Raw genomic sequence first — 16,875 nt, 5'->3', positions numbered from 1 at the left:
ACGCGGAATGGAAGCGCAGGCGCGCAGCGCTGGCAAGAGATTGGCATGGAAACGGCATGACGGAAACATGGGATGCAGTGGTGGTGGGCGCCGGGCCCGCGGGGCTGATGGCCGCCGAGGAGTTGGCCCGTGCCGGGCATCGCGTGCTGGTCGCAGAGGCGAAGCCCTCGGTCGCGCGCAAGTTCCTGATGGCCGGCAAGTCTGGCCTGAACCTGACAAAGAATGAACCCTACGCGCAGCTGATCGCCCACTACGGGGCGGCGGCGGATTGGTTGGCGCCGATGGTTCAGGATTTTGATGCCCAGGCGGTGCAGGACTGGGCAACTGGACTGGGCATTGAACTGTTCACGGGCTCCACGGGCCGGGTGTTTCCAAAGGTTATGAAGGCCTCGCCGCTGCTGCGCGCCTGGCTGGCCAGGCTGGAGGGCAACGGCGTCCAGATCCGCACTCGGTGGCGCTGGATGGATTGGGCGCAAGGGCAGCCATTGAGGTTCGCGTTTGAAACGCCGCAGGGGCGGCAGCAGGTGGCTGCGCATACGGCGGTGCTGGCGCTTGGTGGGGCAAGCTGGGCGCGGCTGGGATCGGACGGCGCCTGGGCTGCAAAGCTGGCGCAACAAGAGGTCGGGCTCGCGCCTTTCAAACCGGCCAATGCAGGGGTGCTGGTGCCGTGGTCCACCCACATGGCCGCGCAGTTTGGCCAGCCGCTGAAGGGGATTGCCCTGCGTGCAGGCGATCTGTCCTCGCGGGGCGAAGCCGTGATCTCCCAGAGCGGGTTGGAGGGCGGCGGCGTATATTCCGTCTGTGCCGCAGTGCGCGAAGGTGCCGCGTTGCATGTGGACCTGCTACCGGACCTCGCCGAAGCCGAGGTCGCGCGTCGTCTGTCGCGCCCTAAGGGCAAGGCGAGCCTGTCCAATCACTTGCGCAAGGTCTTGAAGCTGGGGGCGGCGCGCATGGCCGTGTTGCAGGAGTTTGCCCGGCCCCTGCTGCAGGATCCCGCGGATCTGGCGGCGCTGATCAAGGCGCTGCCGGTGCGCCACGAGGGGCTGCGCCCGATGGACGAGGCGATCTCGACGGCAGGCGGCGTTCGTCGTGAAGCAGTGGATGACACGCTGATGCTGAAGGCCCGGCCCGGCATCTTCTGCGCGGGCGAGATGCTGGACTGGGAGGCGCCCACAGGCGGCTATCTCTTGACCGCCTGTCTGGCGACCGGTCGCTGGGCGGGCCAGGGAGCTGACCGTTACTTGACCAGCGCCGTTACGCGCTGAAACGCCGGACGTGCGCGCATGCGTTTTCCATAGTCCAGCATCGCTTCATTCTCGACCGGGAACTTGGCGTTGCGCGCCCAGTTCAAGCAATGGGTGCAAATGATGTCGGCGATGGTGAAGTCCTTGCCAGTCAGAAACGGTCCGCTCATCCGCTCCGCCAACCGGTCGAGGCTCTGCGCGAATTCCCACTTCAGACTGTCCTTGACCTCGGGCACGCGGCGCTCCTCCGGGAGGATGAAGCTGTGCCGGGCAGCGGTCCACAGCACCGCATCCAATTCGTCCAGCACCAGATGGGTCAGGGCGTCCTGCCGGGCGCGCGCCAACGTGCCGGCCGGTGCCGTCAGATCCGAGTGCCGATCAGCAAGGAACGTGAGGATCGCGGTCGAATCGGTGATGATCTCTCCGTCCGTCTGTAGCACCGGCACCTTGCCCGAAATGTTCAGCGCCTGAACCTCAGGGCTGCGTGGCGGGTGCGGTTGCAGCTCGTAGTCGGTGCCGATTTCTTCGAGCGCCCACAATACGCGAAAGGTGCGGGTCTGCGGGATGCCGATGACGGTGTACATGTCGTGCCTCCTCTGTTGTGCGGCAAGGATGCGCAGGAACAGGCAGCGGATCAAGCGCTGCGTCGAGGCCGCGTTTCAGAAGCCGCTGTCAGCGGCTGCGACCGAGCATCGACAGGCGGATCAGGGCGCGTTCCATCAGGGCCAGCGCAGGGGCGGTCTGCCCGGCGGAGCGCAATTGCAGGTCGGTGTCCGTCAGGATCGTGAGCGCGGTCTGCAGCCGGTCCGCGCCCCAGTTCTGCGCCTGCCGCAGCATTCGGTCGCGGCGCTTTCCATACAGTGGCGGCCGCAACTGGCCGATGCCCTGCGCCGGGCCACCGGGGGCGGAAGCGATGGTATAAAGAGTTCGGAAATGCCGTGTGGCGCCGATGCACAAAGTGACGGCATTGGTCCCTTGCGCCTGAAGCCGCCGCATCAACGGACCGATTTCGGCGCTGCGGGCTTCGGCGACCACGTTCAGCATGTCATCCAGCGCTGCCTCGGTCGATTGCGGGGCGACGGCGTCGATGTCCTCGAGGGTCAGCGGGCTGGTGTCGCCGTGCTTGTAAAGTGCCAGTTTGTCGATCATCCGCGAGAAGTCGCCGGGACCGATGTCATTGGCGATATCGGTCAGCGCCGACATGCTGTCACCGGGCACGTCGCGGATGCCGCCCTCGGCGAGGATACGCTCGATCTCGGCGCGCGACGGCGGGTCATCATAGATGCCGACGGCATAGGCGTTACTGTGACCCTCAAATGCCTTGCGCAGTTTGGAGGTGGCCTTGAGCTGCCCGGCGGTCACCACGAGCTGCGCATCACCCGGCTGCCAGTCTTGAAGCGCCGAGGTAATGGCAGGGGTGGCGGTCTCATTCGCGCCTTCCACGAAGACCGCTCGCCGTCCGGGAAAAAAGCCCACAGCCTTGATTGCGTCCAGCAACTGGGCCGGATCCTTGCGCAGGTCCGCCCCGGGCAGGCGGGTCAGCCGCATTTCTTCTTCGGCACCGGGGCCCAGCAGGGCGGCCAGGACCTGCTGGCGTTTCAGCGACACCCGCATGGCATCGGCCCCATAGATCAACAGGCCGGTCTTGCCAGGATCCGGCTTGGCGAAATAGCTGTCTGCCTCGCGCGGGGAGAGCTTCATTCCGCCGCCGTGCTCAGGTCCGCGGTGGCCAGAATCCGGGCCGTGATCTGATCGGCCAGAATGACCATCAGCCGCTCACGCGCGTCGCGTTCACCCGCCAATGTCTCGACGGTTGAACCGGTGGCGGAATAGCCGGTGAAGTTGTTGACCGTCCCGCTGGCAACCACCTTGCCGTCAGCGTTTCGGGTCAGCACGAAATCGGCTGTCCCCAGAACGGAGTAGCGGGTGATGTCGTTGTCGGCCGTGATGGCCTGGCCTTCTTCGCTGGTGCGCAGGGTCAGGTCCAGCTGATAGGCGCTGCCGCCGCGGCCCAGTCTCTGTTCCAGGCTGCGCACCAGAAAATAGGCGTCGGTGCCGCTGGCCCCGCGGATGGCCTCGGGGCTTTGGACAGCGATCTGGCCATGCAGCGCCGCGCCCGAGCCACCGGGGCTGTAGACAGGGCTGAAGCCGCAGGCGGCCGCAAGAAGCGGCAGCGCCAACAGCAGGGAGCGGAGATTAAGCAACGACATTCACAATCCGGCCCGGAACCACGATGATCTTCTTCGGAGCGCCGCCATTCAGCGCCTTTTGCACAGCTTCGTGCGCGAGCGCCAGTTTTTCAACCTCTGCCTTGTCCAGATCCTTGGCGACCTCGATTTCACCGCGGCGCTTGCCGTTGATCTGGATCGGCAGGGTGACGGTGTCCTCGACCAGCATCGCCTCGTCCGCGACCGGCCAGGGGGCTGTCGCGCAAAGACCTTCGCCCCCTTGGTGGCTCCAGATATCTTCGGCCAGATGCGGGGTCATCGGGGCCATCAACTGCGCCAGCGTCATGATGGCCTGTTTCTGCACCTTGGCGCTGGCCTTGGATTTGGCCAGCGTGTTGGTGAAGGCATACAGCTTGGCGATGGCGGCGTTGAAGCCGAAGGAATCGACACCCAGGGTCACGTCCCGGATGGCCTTGTGCATCTCGCGCAGCAGATCCTCGTCGCCTTGTCCCGGCGCATCCGGGTCCATCTTTGCAATGCGGTCGTTCAGGTTCCACACGCGGTTGAGGTGCTTGTAGGCAGCCTCGGCCCCGGCGGCGGTCCATTCCACGTCCCGCTCGGGCGGCGAGTCGGACAGCACGAACCAGCGCGCCGTGTCGGCTCCGAAGGAGGAAATGATGTGCAGCGGGTCGACCACGTTGTTCTTCGACTTGGACATCTTGGCCGAGGGGATGATCTCCACCTCGGTACCATCCTTGAGGAAGCCCTTGCCGTCGCGCAGCTCCACCTCTTCAGGGTAGTGGTAGACCGGCCGCCCCTGATCGTTCGTGGTCTTGTAGATCGCATGGGTGACCATGCCTTGGGTGAACAGGGCGTCGAACGGCTCGATGGATTTCTCAGGCAGGTGGCCGCAGATCTGCATCGCGCGGGCAAAGAAGCGCGAATACAACAGGTGCAAAATCGCGTGCTCGATGCCGCCGATGTACTGGTCGACGTTCATCCAGTATTCGGCCTCGGCCATGTCGGTCGGGGTCTCGGCGCGGGGCGCGGTGAAGCGGGCGAAGTACCAGGACGAATCCACGAAGGTGTCCATCGTGTCGGTTTCGCGCTTGGCGGGTTTGCCGCAAGACGGGCAGGCGCAGTCGCGCCAGGTCGGATGGCGGTCCAGCGGGTTGCCCGGCACCGAGAAATCGATCGGCTTGCCGCCCTCGTCATAAGGCAGGGCAATCGGCAGGTTTTCTTTCTTCTCCGGCACCACGCCGCAGGCGTCGCAGTGCACCACGGGAATCGGGCACCCCCAGTAGCGTTGGCGCGACAGGCCCCAGTCGCGCAGCCGGTACTTGGTGACGCCTTTGCCCCAGCCGGCCTTCTCGGCGAAATCGACCGTGGCATTGATGGCTTCTTCGCCGGTCGCCTCCGTCAGCCCGGCGAAATGATCGACCCAGCGGACTTTTTCGGTCTTCGGCGGTACCAGAGCCTCATCGGCCACCGGGGTGTCATCGCCCAGGGTGAAGAAGGCATTGGTGACCGGGAGGTCATACTTGCGGCAGAAGTCGAGGTCGCGCTGGTCATGCGCCGGGCAGGCAAAGATCGCGCCGGTGCCGTAATCCATCAGGATGAAGTTCGCGATCCAGACCGGCAGCTCCCAGTCGGGGTTCAGCGGATGCTTCACGCGGATGCCGGTGTCGTAGCCCAGTTTCTCGGCGGTCTCAATGGCTTCCTCGGTGGTGCCGCCCTTGCGGCATTCGGCGACAAAGGCTGCGACCTCCTCCGATTCGGCTTCCAGCTGCTTGGCAATCGGGTGATCGGGGGAAATGCCGACAAAGGATGCGCCCATCAGCGTGTCGGGGCGGGTGGTGTAGACCTCGATCGCTTCGCCACCGTCGGTGCGCTCAAAGGCGAACTGCAGTCCGCGCGACTTGCCGATCCAGTTTTCCTGCATCAGCCGCACCTTGGCGGGCCAGTTTTCCAGATCATCCAGCGACGACAGCAGCTCTTCCGAGAAATCGGAGATCTTGAAGAACCACTGCGTCAGCTCGCGCCGCTCCACCAGCGCGCCGGAGCGCCAGCCGCGGCCGTTCTCGACCTGCTCGTTGGCCAGAACCGTCATGTCGACCGGGTCCCAGTTCACCACGGCGTTCTTGCGGTAGACCAGCCCCTTTTCCAGGAAGTCGAGGAACAGCGCCTGCTGCTGGCCGTAATATTCCGGATCGCAGGTGGCGAACATGCGGCTCCAGTCCAGCGACAGGCCAAGCGGTTTCATCTGCTCGACCATCGTGTCGATGTTGGCGTAGGTCCAGTCTTTCGGATGTCCGCCGCTGGCCATCGCCGCGTTTTCAGCGGGCATGCCAAAGGCGTCAAACCCCATCGGGTGCAGGACATTGTGCCCTGTGGCCAGCTTGTAGCGCGCGATCACGTCGCCCATGGTGTAGTTGCGCACATGTCCCATGTGGAGCTTGCCCGAAGGGTAGGGGAACATCTCCAGCACATAGTATTTCGGCTTGTCGCCGCTGCGCTTGGCCTGAAAAATCCCGGCCTTGTTCCAGGCTTCCTGCCATTTTGCTTCGATTTCCGTGGCGGAGTAACGCGACATCAGAGCGGTCCTTTGCATGAAAACGCCGGGCAAATGGCCCGGCGCTTCTGATAATGGGGTTTGGCTGTTGTTTCCAGTGCGCAGCGGGTCAGAACTTCTTGTCCGCGATCCTTAGCTGCCGGGCGCGGGACAGAATCGCGTCTTCGACGGCGCGGGTGGTGCTGGCGCTGACCGGTCCGCCCTTGGACTGCAGCGCAACGCTCAGCGAACGTGCATCCAGCGCCGGGTCCTTGATGTGCACGGTGGCGCGGTAGGCGCGCCCGCCGCCCGGCGGGGTGCCGTAGCCGGTGACGATCAGCCCGGTGAACGGGTCCACCGACTGTATCGGCAAAAAGTTCAGCACATCCAGGCTGGCGGTCCACAGGTAGCGGTTGACCTGGACTTCGCGCTCCGCCGTGGAGGGCTTGAAGATGTCCCAGATCTTGCTGCCTTCGACATTTTCGGGGTCACGAGGATTACCGCCGATCACGTTTTCATTGTAGGTGGAGGGTTTACGGTCATCCTTGCCGCCAAGGGCACCGCAGGCGGAGACTGCCGCGGACAATGAAATGATTCCCAGAATCTTCAACCAGCGCATCTCGGGCCTGTTCCTTTAATTCGCATGTGGTGCGCACAGTCCTAGACAAGGGTTGGCCCTGCAACAAGCCAAATCTTGCCGCAGGATCAGGGCGTCACGGCACTTTATATAGGGTAAAGCGCCGGGCGCCTGCGGGACACTGTGGCATCCATGCACCAACTTGGGGGGGATTGCAGCGGCGCATTCTCAGGATGCTTGCACCCGGCCCCCAAAAAGAGCGACACGGAGTGCGTACTCAGATCGGTGCGGGTTGCGCAGGTTTGAGATCGGAAATCTAAACCCGAGGGAAAACAATGAAAAAGATTCTCTTCGCTTCGACCGCTCTGGTCGCCACCGCAAGCGTTGCAGCCGCTGACGTGACCTTCTCCGGCTACGGCCGTTTTGGTCTGGGCTACGTTGAAGACCGTGGCGCAGCTGGCACCGCGACCACCAACGGCGTGTCCGACACCGTGATCGTCAGCCGCTTCCGTCTGACCATCGACGCCGACGCAGAAACCGATGGCGGCGTTCGTTTCGGTGCTCGCGTGCGTATGCAGGCTGACGAAACCGCTGCAAACGGCGAAGCTGGTCAAGCTGGTCTGAACGCTGCACGTTTCTTCGTTGAAAACGGCGGCCTGCGTGTTGAAGCTGGCAACGTTGCTGGCGCCATCGACAACCTGCCGGGCTACTACGGCTTCGAGCCGGGCCTGGAAGGCACCTTCGGCATGTACTCCGGTAATGACTATAGCTTCATCGGCTACAGCTCGACCGGTGGCACCCACAACGGTGTGTATGCGCGTTACGCAATCGGTGACTTCGCAGTTGCGGCCGCCTACGACAGCGCACCCGCGAACACCGCAACCGCGACCAACGGCGACCGTTGGGACATCCACGCGGCTTACTCCTTCGGCAACCTGACCGCCGCTCTGGCATATGGTGAAACCGACACCACCGTGTCGCAGGAAATGACCGTCCTGACCCTGCAGGGTGACTTCGGCCCGCTGTCCGTTGCAGCCATGGTTGGTGACGAAGACGTGAACAACGCAGCCGGTACTCTGAACACCGCAGTTTCCGACACCTTCTACGGTGTGTCGGCATCCTACGCAGTGTCCTCCGCGACCTCGGTGAACTTCGCCTACGGCGACGGTTCCGGCGACGGCGACACCCGCCACATCGGTCTGGGTGCTGTGCATGACCTGGGCGGCGGCGTCTCCCTGCGTGGCGCAGTCGGCACCAAGCGTGTTGGCTCCGGTGACTCCACCACCGTTGCAGACTTCGGTGCTCAGTTCAGCTTCTAAGCTGACCTGAACCACCTTGGTTCTTGGGCGGGTTCCTTCGGGAGCCCGCCCTTTTCTTTTGCCTCTTAACATTTGCGCACAATCCGTGTTTTTCTGCGCCAAAACAGACATGAGGCCCGACCATGCCGCTTGACGACATCAAATCCCGAATTGCCAAGGCCGAAGAAAAGGCAGGCCGTGCGCCCGGCAGCGTTCAACTGATCGCGGTATCCAAGGTGCAGCCGAATGAACGCGTCGCCGCCGTGCTGGAGCAGGGCCATCGGTGCTTTGGTGAAAACAAGGTGCAGGAGGCGGCAGGAAAATGGCCTGATTTCCGGGCGCAGTTTCCTGGCGTTGATCTGCATCTGATCGGCCCGTTGCAGACCAACAAGGCGCGCCAGGCGATGGAGCTGTTTGACAGCATTCATTCCGTTGATCGTCCCAAACTGGCCAAGACGCTGGCACGGCTCGCACAGGAACTGGGCAAATGCCCCGAGCTGTTCGTGCAGGTGAACACCGGTGAGGAGCCGCAGAAGGCCGGAGTGCTGCCTGCTGAAGCCGATGCCTTCATCGCCGAATGCCGCGAGCTGGATTTGCCGGTTCGTGGGCTGATGTGCATTCCGCCGGTGGATGAGGAGGCGAGCCTGCATTTTGCCCTGCTGGCGAAAATCGCTGCGCGCAACGGGCTGGACGGGTTGTCCATGGGCATGAGCAGTGATTTCGAGAAGGCCATCGCGCTTGGTGCCACCCATGTGCGCGTCGGATCCGCTATTTTCGGTGAGCGCAGTTACTGAGCGAGTAGACCGTAAGGCCTCGCGGGATGTTGCCAAAAGGCTTGGGGAGCGTCAGCTTTCCAGGCGCCCAGGCACGATGACCCGTGTGCCGGGCTCAATCCGGGCGGCTATCCAGTGCAAGTCCTGCCGCGAAAAGGCGATGCACCCTTCGGTCGGATAGCCCGGACGCCGCCATTGATGCAAAAAGATGGCCGAGCCGTCCCCGGGGCGGGCATTGGGCCAGTTCCAATCGGTGAGCAGCACCAAATCATACAGGGGATCCGCCCGGCGCAACCGCTCGTGACTGCCAGTGTACGGCGCCCGTACAAGCTGGTTGTACTGTGGATCTCCCGCGTCGTCGGACCACAGGTCATGCGGGCCAATGGGGGTGGCCCATGAGGTGGGGCGGCACAGGCGGTCTGGGCGGAACAGCATGCCCGTGATCCGAAGGACGCCGCTGGGCGTGGCGCCATCGCCTTCGCGTTTGACCCTGGTCACTCCGCCTTTGCCGATGGAGCAGGGAAAGCGTCGTCCCATGAAGCGCAATCCCGACCGTGTCAGCACCAGATCGGCGGGTGACATCACAGCATATGTCCGGATTTGCTGGCCTTGGTGGCAAGGTAGTGTCGGTTATGGGCGTTTTCGCCAACCTTGAGGGCAACCCGTTCCGCGACCTCGATACCGGTCTTTTCCATCATCGCGATCTTGTTGGGGTTGTTCGTCAGCAACCGGACCTTGGAAAATCCGAGCTTCTTCAAAATCGCGGCACCTAGACGGAAGTCGCGCTCGTCATCCTCGAAGCCCAGCCTGTGATTGGCCTCGACCGTATCAAATCCCTGATCCTGCAGCGAATATGCGCGCATCTTGTTGGCGAGGCCAATGCCGCGTCCTTCCTGGTTGAGGTAGAGCAGAACCCCGGATCCAGCCTCGCCCATCTGGGTCAGCGCGCCGCGCAGCTGCGGGCCGCAGTCGCACTTCAGTGAGCCCAGCACGTCGCCGGTAAAGCAGGCCGAATGCAGGCGGGCCAAAACCGGTTTGCTGCGGTCCGGACGACCGATTTCCACTGCGTAATGCTCTTCGGCTCCGTCGTCGGGGCGGAAGATATGCAGCCGCCCGGCTTCGGCCGCGTCCATCGGCAGGCGGGCAGCGGCCACCGGGTGCAGCGGCGAGCTCGCAGTTAGCAGAGGTTCGGCGGCGGACTGCGAGATGGTTGTGAGGCCGTGGGCGGCGGCGAATCCTGCGGGTTCCTCCAGCGGCACCAGCGCTGCGGCGGGCAGCAGCCGGGCGGATTTCACCAGCGCGATTGCCAGCCGGTGCAGGTCGGCACTGCCGCCGCGCAGGCTGGTGAGCGGTCCCTTCAGCGGAACGTTCAGGTCATCCGCAGGGTCTGCCAGCGACTGGATCCAGGTCAGCCCTTCGTCCGCGGGGACGGTGACGCGGCTGATGTCCTCATCGTAGACCCGTGCCTTCAGCGTTTCTGCCCGGCGGGCCGTCAGCGCCAGGGACAAGTCGCCGAGCGCCCGCATCTCGGCCAGCCGCGGTTCGCTGAGGGCTTCGACTGCGATGGCCAGCGCTGCGCTGCCGCCGCCAGTCAAGACCACGGGCAGCCCCATGCGCAGATCCACCCGCGCGCGGGCCAGAAGTTCGATCGTGGTGGGCATCAGGCTCATGCGGCAGTCCGATGTTATTGTGTAACAAGCCTTGCTGTCCTTACGCTCAAATGCAACGGATGTGAAACATTTTTGGCCTGCGGGACACGACGGCGTGAAAGTAATGCAGCATATCTTGCCGCGGGCGCAAGGGATGCGCATGTGTGAACCTGTGAACAGGAGGGTTAGCCAATGGCGCAACTGAAGAAAATTCTGCTGGTGGATGACGACGAAGACCTGCGCGAAGCCTTGAGCGAGCAGCTGGTGATGACCGAGGATTTCGATGTCTTCGAGGCGGAGAACGGCCAAAGTGCGATGGAGCGCGCCAAGGAAGCCCTGTACGACCTGATCATTCTCGATGTCGGCCTGCCCGACACCGACGGGCGTGAGCTGTGCCGCCTGATGCGCAAGCAGGGCGTGAAGGCACCGATTCTGATGCTGACCGGCCATGACAGCGATGCCGACACCATCCTGGGCCTGGATGCCGGCGCCAATGATTACGTCTCCAAGCCCTTCAAGTTCCCAGTGCTGCTGGCCCGCATCCGCGCCCAGCTGCGCCAGCACGAACAGTCCGAGGATGCGGTGTTTGCGCTGGGGCCCTACACCTTCAAGCCGTCGATGAAGCTGCTGATCACCGAAGACGACCGCAAGATCCGGCTGACGGAGAAGGAAACCAATATCCTGAAATTCCTGTACCGCTCCAGCGATGGGGTGGTGCCGCGCGATGTGCTGCTGCACGAGGTCTGGGGCTACAACGCCGGTGTTACCACGCACACGCTGGAAACCCATATCTACCGCCTGCGCCAGAAGATCGAGCCGGATCCCTCCAACGCGCGGCTTCTGGTGACGGAATCGGGGGGCTACCGGCTGGTGGCCTGACCTGGTTGGCCGAACGGCGAACCGATCCCGCGCATGCCCGGGTCACGGCATGCACCTCCCTGTTGGACTTGGCCGGGCCTTGCGCCCGGTCTTTTTTGTTTGTGCGGCGGCCAGGAAAATCGGCTCTGGTCCTTCGCGGCCGGGGCGGGCAGTATCGCGGCCAACCCGAATTTCATGATGAGAGCCGCAATGCCCTTCACCCTTGCCACCTGGAACATCAACTCTGTCCGCCTGCGCGAGCCGATCGTGCAGAAGCTTCTGCAGGAGGAAGCCCCGGATGTGCTGTGCCTGCAGGAGTGCAAAAGCCCGGTGGAGAAGATCCCACTGGAGGGCTTTGCGGCACTTGGCTACACCCATATGATCGCGCGCGGCCAGAAGGGCTACAACGGCGTGGCGATCCTGTCGCGGTTGCCGATCGAGGACGTGGGCGACAAGGATTTCGCGGGCCTCGGGCACGCACGCCACGTTGCCGGGCGGCTGGAGAATGGCACCGTGATCCACAATTTCTACGTGCCTGCAGGCGGCGACGTGCCGGACCGCGAACAGAACGAGAAATTCGGCCAGAAGCTGGATTACCTGACCGAGATGCGCGACTGGTTCCACGCGGAAAAGCCGGAAAAATCGATCCTGGTGGGCGACCTGAACATCGCACCGCGCGAGGATGATGTCTGGGACCACAAGAAGCTGCTGAAGGTGGTGAGCCACACGCCCATCGAAGTCGAGCATTTCAGCGGCGTGATGGAAGCGGGCGGCTGGAGCGACGTGACCCGCAACGACATCCCTGACGGGCGGCTTTACAGCTGGTGGAGCTACCGCGCCAGGGATTGGGATGCCGCCGACAAGGGGCGGCGCCTGGATCACATCTGGGCGACACCGGACATTCGCAACGCGGCCCATTCCAGCCGCATTCTGCGGGGTGCACGCGGCTGGGAAAAACCCAGCGATCACGCGCCGGTCTTTGCCACCTTTGATCTGTAGATCGCAACGTCGGCAGGTGGCGCTCCCGCCCGTTTCGGCGCCTCCGCCGGAGGCGCCTGTCCGGTTGGGCCGGGCACTGTGCTGGCGCACAGTGCGGCCCGTCAGCCCCGGGCGGTGGTATACGGGAAACACCGGCGCCTTAACTCCACCCTTGGTTTCCGGCGCGCGGGAATCCATATAGGGGGCAAGTTCCAAGCGGAGAACAGACTGATGAGCGAAATACTGGGCGGAGCCGCACCGGCGGCCGATCTGATCAAGGACGTATCTGAAGCCACCTTCATGCAGGACGTTGTAGAAGCGTCAATGAAGGCACCGGTTATCGTCGACTTCTGGGCCCCGTGGTGCGGCCCCTGCAAGACCCTCGGGCCGATGCTGGAGGCCGCGGTTGCCAAGGCCAAGGGCGCGGTGACGATGGCCAAGATCAACGTCGATGAAAACCAACGACTGGCGCAGGCTTTGGCGCAGCAGGGATTGCCGCTGCAGTCGATTCCGGCGGTTGTGGCCTTTGTGCAGGGGCGTCCGGTGGACATGTTCCAGGGGGCCATTCCGGCCTCGGAAATCGATGCCTTTGTGAAGCGCGTGGCCGAGGCCGCGGGCGTCAGCGCGGATGGTGGCCTTGGCGAGGCGCTGGAGGCGGCCGAACAGATGCTGGCGGAAGGGGCCGTGGCGGACGCGGCGCAGACCTTTGCCGCGATTCTCGGTGAAGACGACAAGAATGCGGCCGCCTACGGTGGTCTTGCGCGGGCGCATATCGCGCTCGGGGAGCTGGACCAGGCGGAGGCAGTTCTGAACGGCGCCCCGGCAGAGATCTCCGATGCGCCGGAAATCGAGGCGGCGCATGCCCAGATCGCTCTGGCACGGCAGGCGGAAAACGCGGGGCCGGTAACCGAGCTGCGCGCCGCGGTCGAGGCCAATCCAGATGATCTGCAGGCGCGGTTCGACCTCGCACAGGCGTTGCACGCGGCCGGGGATGCCGAAGCGGCGGTGGCCGAGCTGCTGGAAATTTTCCGGCGTGACAGGGAATGGAACGACGGCGCGGCGAAGACCCAGCTGTTCACCATTTTCGACGCGCTCAAGCCGAGTGATCCGGTGGTGTTGAACGGGCGGCGCAAGCTCAGCTCGATGATATTTGCCTAACATCCGGCCCGCACTACACTCTGGAACATGATCCAGGCCGCTGACCTGCCGGACACGATACCCGTGTTCCCATTGCCCGGGGCGCTTTTGCTGCCCCGGACACGCTTGCCGTTGCATATCTTCGAACCGCGTTACCTGCAAATGTTTGAAGATACGCTGAAAACGCGGCATCGCCTGATAGGTATGGTGCAGCCTGTACCCGGTGAGCGCGACGGGGCCACGGTGCTGCACAGCATCGGGTGCGCCGGGCGGGTGACCCAGTTCTCCGAAACCGAAGATGGCCGGTACCTGGTGACCCTGTCGGGGGTTTCGCGGTTTCGTCTCAGTCAGGAGGCGAGCGGCTTCACGCCCTATCAGCGCTTTGATGTGTGCTGGCAGGGATTTGACCGCGATCTTGGTCGCAGCGAAGCGGATGAGACCCTGGATCGTGGCCCCTTCCTGAACCTTCTGGAGCGCTTCTTTGCCGCGCAGAACCTGTCAACCGACTGGGAAGCGCTGAGAGAGGCCGAAGATGAGCTTCTGATCAATTCACTGGCGATGCTGCTGGAGTTCGACCCCGAGGATAAACAGGCCTTGCTTGAGGCGCCTTGCCTTGCCACAAGGCGGGAAACCCTGGTCACCTTGATCGAATTCGCCCTGCGTGGCGGCTCTCAGGAGGAAACCCTGCAATGAGTGAAACAAAGGCGAGTGATGCGCAGACGCCGACTTTTGAACGGCGGATGTTGGAGGCGCTGGTCTGCCCGTTGACGCAGACCGTGCTGGAATATGATGCCGAGGCGCAGGAACTGATCTCGCGCGCGGCCAATCTGGCCTTTCCGATCCGCAACGGTATCCCGGTGATGCTGGTGGATGAGGCGCGCACGCTGGAGTGACCGCCAGCGCGGCGTGGGCCTCCGCCTTCAGATCATCTCGCCTTTCAGAAGCTTGGGCAAGTCGCCGGTGAGGCCGGCTGCTTCTCGCATGAAATTGCGCCGCAGGCCCGGAATGGCGCCTGCCAGCCCAAGCCCCAGGTCGCGGCCCAGGCGCAGCACCGGGTTGTCGTTGGAAAACAGCCGGTTGAAGGCATCCGTAGCCGCCGCCAGCGTGGCAGTGTCGAAGCGGCGCCACTGCTGATAGCGCTCCAGTACCGGGATTGCCCCGATGTCCTCGCCGCGGCGGGTGGCCTCGGTGAGAACTTCCGCAAGGGCGCCAACATCGCGCAAGCCTGCGTTCAGCCCCTGACCGGCGATCGGGTGCATCCCATGTGCGGCATCGCCCACCAGCGCCAGACGAGGCGCAACGAAGTTGTTGGCAAGGCTCAGCCCGAGGGGATAGGTGAACCGCTTGCCCGCCAGCGAAATCTCTCCGAGAAAATCGCCGAATCGTGGTCGCAGCGCTTGCAGGTAGCTCTGGTCATCCAGCGCGTGGATGGCCTTGGCGGTTTCGGTGCGCTCGCTCCACACGATGGAGGACATGTTGCCGGGCAGGGGCAGAATCGCCAATGGTCCGGCGGGCATGAAGAACTGATGGGCAACACCGTTGTGCGCCTTTTCGTGGTGAATGGCACAGACCAGCGCCGTTTGCCCGTAATCCCAGCCCGTGCGCTTGATACCGGCGCGTTGCGCGGTTCCGCTGCGTCGCCCGTCGGCCCCGACAAGGACCCGTCCGCGCAATTCGGTCCCGTCATCCAGCGTAACATCAACTGCGTTGGCGTCGCTGGCCTGGGATAGAACTTTTCGGCCATTGATCCGGGAGATCCCCGGGGTCTCGCTCATCGCCTTCTGGAAGGCGCGGCGCAAAAAGCGGTCTTCGACCATGTAGCCCATCGGGCCTTCTTCCAGCTCGGTATGGTCGAAGTGAAGAAAGAAGGGGGAAGGTCCCTGGCCCGCATGGCCGTCGGTGACCTTGATGTCCAGCATCGGCTGGGCGTGATCGGCGACGTGCTGCCAGACGCCGATTCGCTGCAGCAGCCGCTGGGAGGCCAGTGCCAGAGCGTAGCCGCGACCGTCAAAGTCGTCCTCGGCCTGCTGTTCGGGCTGCAATGCATCGACAATGGTCACGCTGTGACCGGTCTGTGCCAGTGCCAGCGCCAGGGCCGGGCCGTTCAGCCCGCCTCCCACGATCAGGATATCCGAAATGTTCTTCATGCCCCGCACTATGCGCTTGCAGGAGGAATTGTCCATGCGGCACAGGCGGGATTGTACCACTGGCGCGCTGCAGTTACCGTCGCGCCGAAAACGAATTGGAAGGGATGCGGATGCAAGACTGGCTGACAATGACCGCTGCCGATCTGGGGCGGGGAATCGCGGAGGGCCGGATCAGCCCGCTGGCGCTGACGCGCTGCTATCTGGATGCCATCGATGCGCACCCCGAGCGTGAGCGAATTTATACCGAGGTCACGCCCGACCGCGCTATGGCCGAGGCTCAGGCGGCCGAGGAGCGCGCCCACGCGGGCCTGCGCCGCTCCCCGCTGGATGGGGTGCCGCTGAGCTGGAAGGACTTGTTCGACAGTGCAGGCGTGGCCACCGAATCCGGCTCTGACCTCTTGAAGGGACGGGTGCCGGACCGCGACGCGCTGGTGCTTCGGAACGCGACCCAGTTGGGCGCGGTCTGCCTCGGCAAGACCCATATGAGCGAGCTGGCGTTTTCCGGCCTCGGCTACAACCCGGTCAAGCAGACCCCGCCCTGCATCAATGATGCTGCGGCGGCACCGGGCGGGTCGTCTTCTGGTGCGGCGGCCTCGGTGGCATTTGGCCTCGCGGCGGGGGCAATCGGGTCGGACACTGGCGGCTCGGTGCGTATCCCCTCGGCCTGGAATGATCTGGTCGGCCTCAAGACCACCGCCGGGCGGATCCCGCTGGAGGGCGTGGTCCCGCTGTGCCTGAAGTTCGACACCATCGGTCCGCTCGCCCGCTCGGTCGAGGATGCGGGACTGCTGCTGGGGTTGCTGGAAGGGGGTGCGGGCCCGGACCTGCGCAATCCCGCCCCGTTGCGCGGCCGCCGCTTTGCTGATCTGCAGACCGTGGCGCAGGCGGATCTGGACCCGGTGGTTGCCGCAGCCCATCAGGCGGCACTAGATCGGCTGCGTGACGCTGGCGCGGAAATCCTGCCGCTGGAGGTGCCGGAGCTGGAAGACGCGATGGGGCTGAGCCCTATCCTGTTCACCACCGAAGCCTATGGCTTGTGGAAGGATGTGATCGAAAACGCGCCGCACCTGATGTATCCTGAGATCCTGGAACGCTTCCGCTCCGGGGCGCAGTTCAGCGGAGCGGACTACGTCGCCGCTTGGCAGCAGCTTGAGCGGCTGCGCAAGATCTGGGCGCAGGCGGTGGCGGGGTATGAAGCAGTTCTCACCCCGGCTGCGCCGATTCTGCCGCCCAATCTGGACCGGCTGCAAAGCGATCACGACTACTACGTGCGCTCCAACCTGATGGCGCTGCGCAATACGAGGATTGGCAATCTGATGGGGCTTTGCGGTCTGTCGTTGCCAACCGGTACGCCGAGTTGTGGCTTGCAGGTTCTGGGCGCGGCGAACAGTGAGGAAGCGCTGCTGCGCACCGGCGCCGCGATCGAGACCGCCTTGGCCTGAAAGCCACATCTGGCCGGGCGGACCATGCAGCGGGTGGACGCATCCGCCCGCCC

17 protein-coding genes are annotated in these 16,875 nt (G+C 64.0%); 9 read left to right on the top strand and 8 right to left on the bottom strand.

Features of this window, described 5'->3' with window-relative positions; genetic code table 11:
• Nucleotides 1-56 precede the first annotated feature (56 nt).
• Entirely contained in the window at nucleotides 57-1,265 is a 1,209-nt protein-coding gene (locus ACZ52D_RS06955; RefSeq protein WP_464442954.1) for a TIGR03862 family flavoprotein, read from the top strand.
• On the opposite strand, the gene ACZ52D_RS06950 is transcribed toward ACZ52D_RS06955, so the two are convergent.
• From ACZ52D_RS06950 to ACZ52D_RS06930, 5 genes are all read right to left on the bottom strand, one after another.
• Nucleotides 1,238-1,828 (bottom strand): glutathione S-transferase family protein, encoded by a 591-nt coding sequence (locus ACZ52D_RS06950; protein ID WP_369930000.1) that lies wholly within the window; start codon nucleotides 1,826-1,828, stop codon nucleotides 1,238-1,240. The two genes, ACZ52D_RS06955 and ACZ52D_RS06950, sit on opposite strands and share 28 nt — an antisense overlap.
• Nucleotides 1,829-1,916: 88 nt before the next feature.
• Complete coding sequence (gene holA / locus ACZ52D_RS06945) at nucleotides 1,917-2,945, bottom strand: DNA polymerase III subunit delta (RefSeq protein ID WP_222454568.1); 1,029 nt, start codon at nucleotides 2,943-2,945, stop codon at nucleotides 1,917-1,919.
• Nucleotides 2,942-3,454 carry an LPS assembly lipoprotein LptE gene (lptE, locus tag ACZ52D_RS06940; protein WP_369930004.1) on the bottom strand — a complete coding sequence of 171 codons (513 nt, stop codon included), beginning with the start codon at nucleotides 3,452-3,454 and terminating at the stop codon, nucleotides 2,942-2,944. Before lptE ends, holA begins: the two co-directional genes overlap by 4 nt.
• Entirely contained in the window at nucleotides 3,441-6,005 is a 2,565-nt protein-coding gene (gene leuS / locus ACZ52D_RS06935; RefSeq protein WP_369930006.1) for a leucine--tRNA ligase, read from the bottom strand. The genes lptE and leuS overlap by 14 nt, the downstream gene beginning before the upstream one ends.
• Before the next feature lie 88 nt (nucleotides 6,006-6,093).
• A complete protein-coding gene (locus tag ACZ52D_RS06930; RefSeq protein WP_464442953.1) occupies nucleotides 6,094-6,582 on the bottom strand; it encodes a DUF3576 domain-containing protein in 489 nt (162 codons plus the stop codon).
• 293 nt (nucleotides 6,583-6,875) lie between these two features.
• On the opposite strand from ACZ52D_RS06930, the gene ACZ52D_RS06925 reads away from it, so the two are divergent.
• Both ACZ52D_RS06925 and ACZ52D_RS06920 read left to right on the top strand, forming a co-directional pair.
• Nucleotides 6,876-7,859: a porin gene (locus tag ACZ52D_RS06925; RefSeq protein WP_464442952.1), complete on the top strand. Its 984-nt coding sequence runs from the start codon at nucleotides 6,876-6,878 to the stop codon at nucleotides 7,857-7,859.
• A 122-nt stretch (nucleotides 7,860-7,981) separates the two neighbouring features.
• On the top strand, nucleotides 7,982-8,632 hold the full coding sequence (locus ACZ52D_RS06920; RefSeq protein ID WP_417475388.1) for a YggS family pyridoxal phosphate-dependent enzyme: 651 nt from the start codon (nucleotides 7,982-7,984) through the stop codon (nucleotides 8,630-8,632).
• A gap of 51 nt (nucleotides 8,633-8,683) precedes the next feature.
• On the opposite strand, the gene ACZ52D_RS06915 is transcribed toward ACZ52D_RS06920, so the two are convergent.
• Nucleotides 8,684-9,193 carry a L,D-transpeptidase family protein gene (locus ACZ52D_RS06915; RefSeq protein WP_464442951.1) on the bottom strand — a complete coding sequence of 170 codons (510 nt, stop codon included), beginning with the start codon at nucleotides 9,191-9,193 and terminating at the stop codon, nucleotides 8,684-8,686.
• Nucleotides 9,193-10,281: a GTP cyclohydrolase II gene (gene ribA, locus ACZ52D_RS06910; protein ID WP_417475386.1), complete on the bottom strand. Its 1,089-nt coding sequence runs from the start codon at nucleotides 10,279-10,281 to the stop codon at nucleotides 9,193-9,195. The genes ACZ52D_RS06915 and ribA overlap by 1 nt, the downstream gene beginning before the upstream one ends.
• A 171-nt stretch (nucleotides 10,282-10,452) precedes the next feature.
• On the opposite strand from ribA, the gene ACZ52D_RS06905 reads away from it, so the two are divergent.
• The 5 genes from ACZ52D_RS06905 (at nucleotide 10,453) to ACZ52D_RS06885 (ending at nucleotide 14,126) form a co-directional block, all read left to right on the top strand.
• Complete coding sequence (locus tag ACZ52D_RS06905; protein ID WP_039164198.1) at nucleotides 10,453-11,139, top strand: response regulator transcription factor; 687 nt, start codon at nucleotides 10,453-10,455, stop codon at nucleotides 11,137-11,139.
• A gap of 189 nt (nucleotides 11,140-11,328) precedes the next feature.
• Entirely contained in the window at nucleotides 11,329-12,117 is a 789-nt protein-coding gene (locus ACZ52D_RS06900; protein WP_464442950.1) for an exodeoxyribonuclease III, read from the top strand.
• Nucleotides 12,118-12,327: 210 nt separating this feature from the next.
• Nucleotides 12,328-13,254 carry a tetratricopeptide repeat protein gene (locus ACZ52D_RS06895; RefSeq protein WP_464442949.1) on the top strand — a complete coding sequence of 309 codons (927 nt, stop codon included), beginning with the start codon at nucleotides 12,328-12,330 and terminating at the stop codon, nucleotides 13,252-13,254.
• A gap of 27 nt (nucleotides 13,255-13,281) precedes the next feature.
• Nucleotides 13,282-13,926: an LON peptidase substrate-binding domain-containing protein gene (locus tag ACZ52D_RS06890; RefSeq protein WP_369930022.1), complete on the top strand. Its 645-nt coding sequence runs from the start codon at nucleotides 13,282-13,284 to the stop codon at nucleotides 13,924-13,926.
• On the top strand, nucleotides 13,923-14,126 hold the full coding sequence (locus ACZ52D_RS06885) for a Trm112 family protein (protein WP_222454580.1): 204 nt from the start codon (nucleotides 13,923-13,925) through the stop codon (nucleotides 14,124-14,126). The genes ACZ52D_RS06890 and ACZ52D_RS06885 overlap by 4 nt, the downstream gene beginning before the upstream one ends.
• Nucleotides 14,127-14,153: 27 nt before the next feature.
• On the opposite strand, the gene ACZ52D_RS06880 is transcribed toward ACZ52D_RS06885, so the two are convergent.
• Entirely contained in the window at nucleotides 14,154-15,380 is a 1,227-nt protein-coding gene (locus tag ACZ52D_RS06880; RefSeq protein ID WP_464442948.1) for an FAD-dependent monooxygenase, read from the bottom strand.
• Between the two features lie 110 nt (nucleotides 15,381-15,490).
• On the opposite strand from ACZ52D_RS06880, the gene ACZ52D_RS06875 reads away from it, so the two are divergent.
• Entirely contained in the window at nucleotides 15,491-16,822 is a 1,332-nt protein-coding gene (locus tag ACZ52D_RS06875; RefSeq protein ID WP_464442947.1) for an amidase, read from the top strand.
• Nucleotides 16,823-16,875 lie beyond the last annotated feature (53 nt).

This window comes from Leisingera sp. S2M4 (assembly GCF_055398055.1).
Note: the sequence above shows the minus strand (reverse complement) of the source record. Positions and strands in the feature narration are given on the sequence as shown.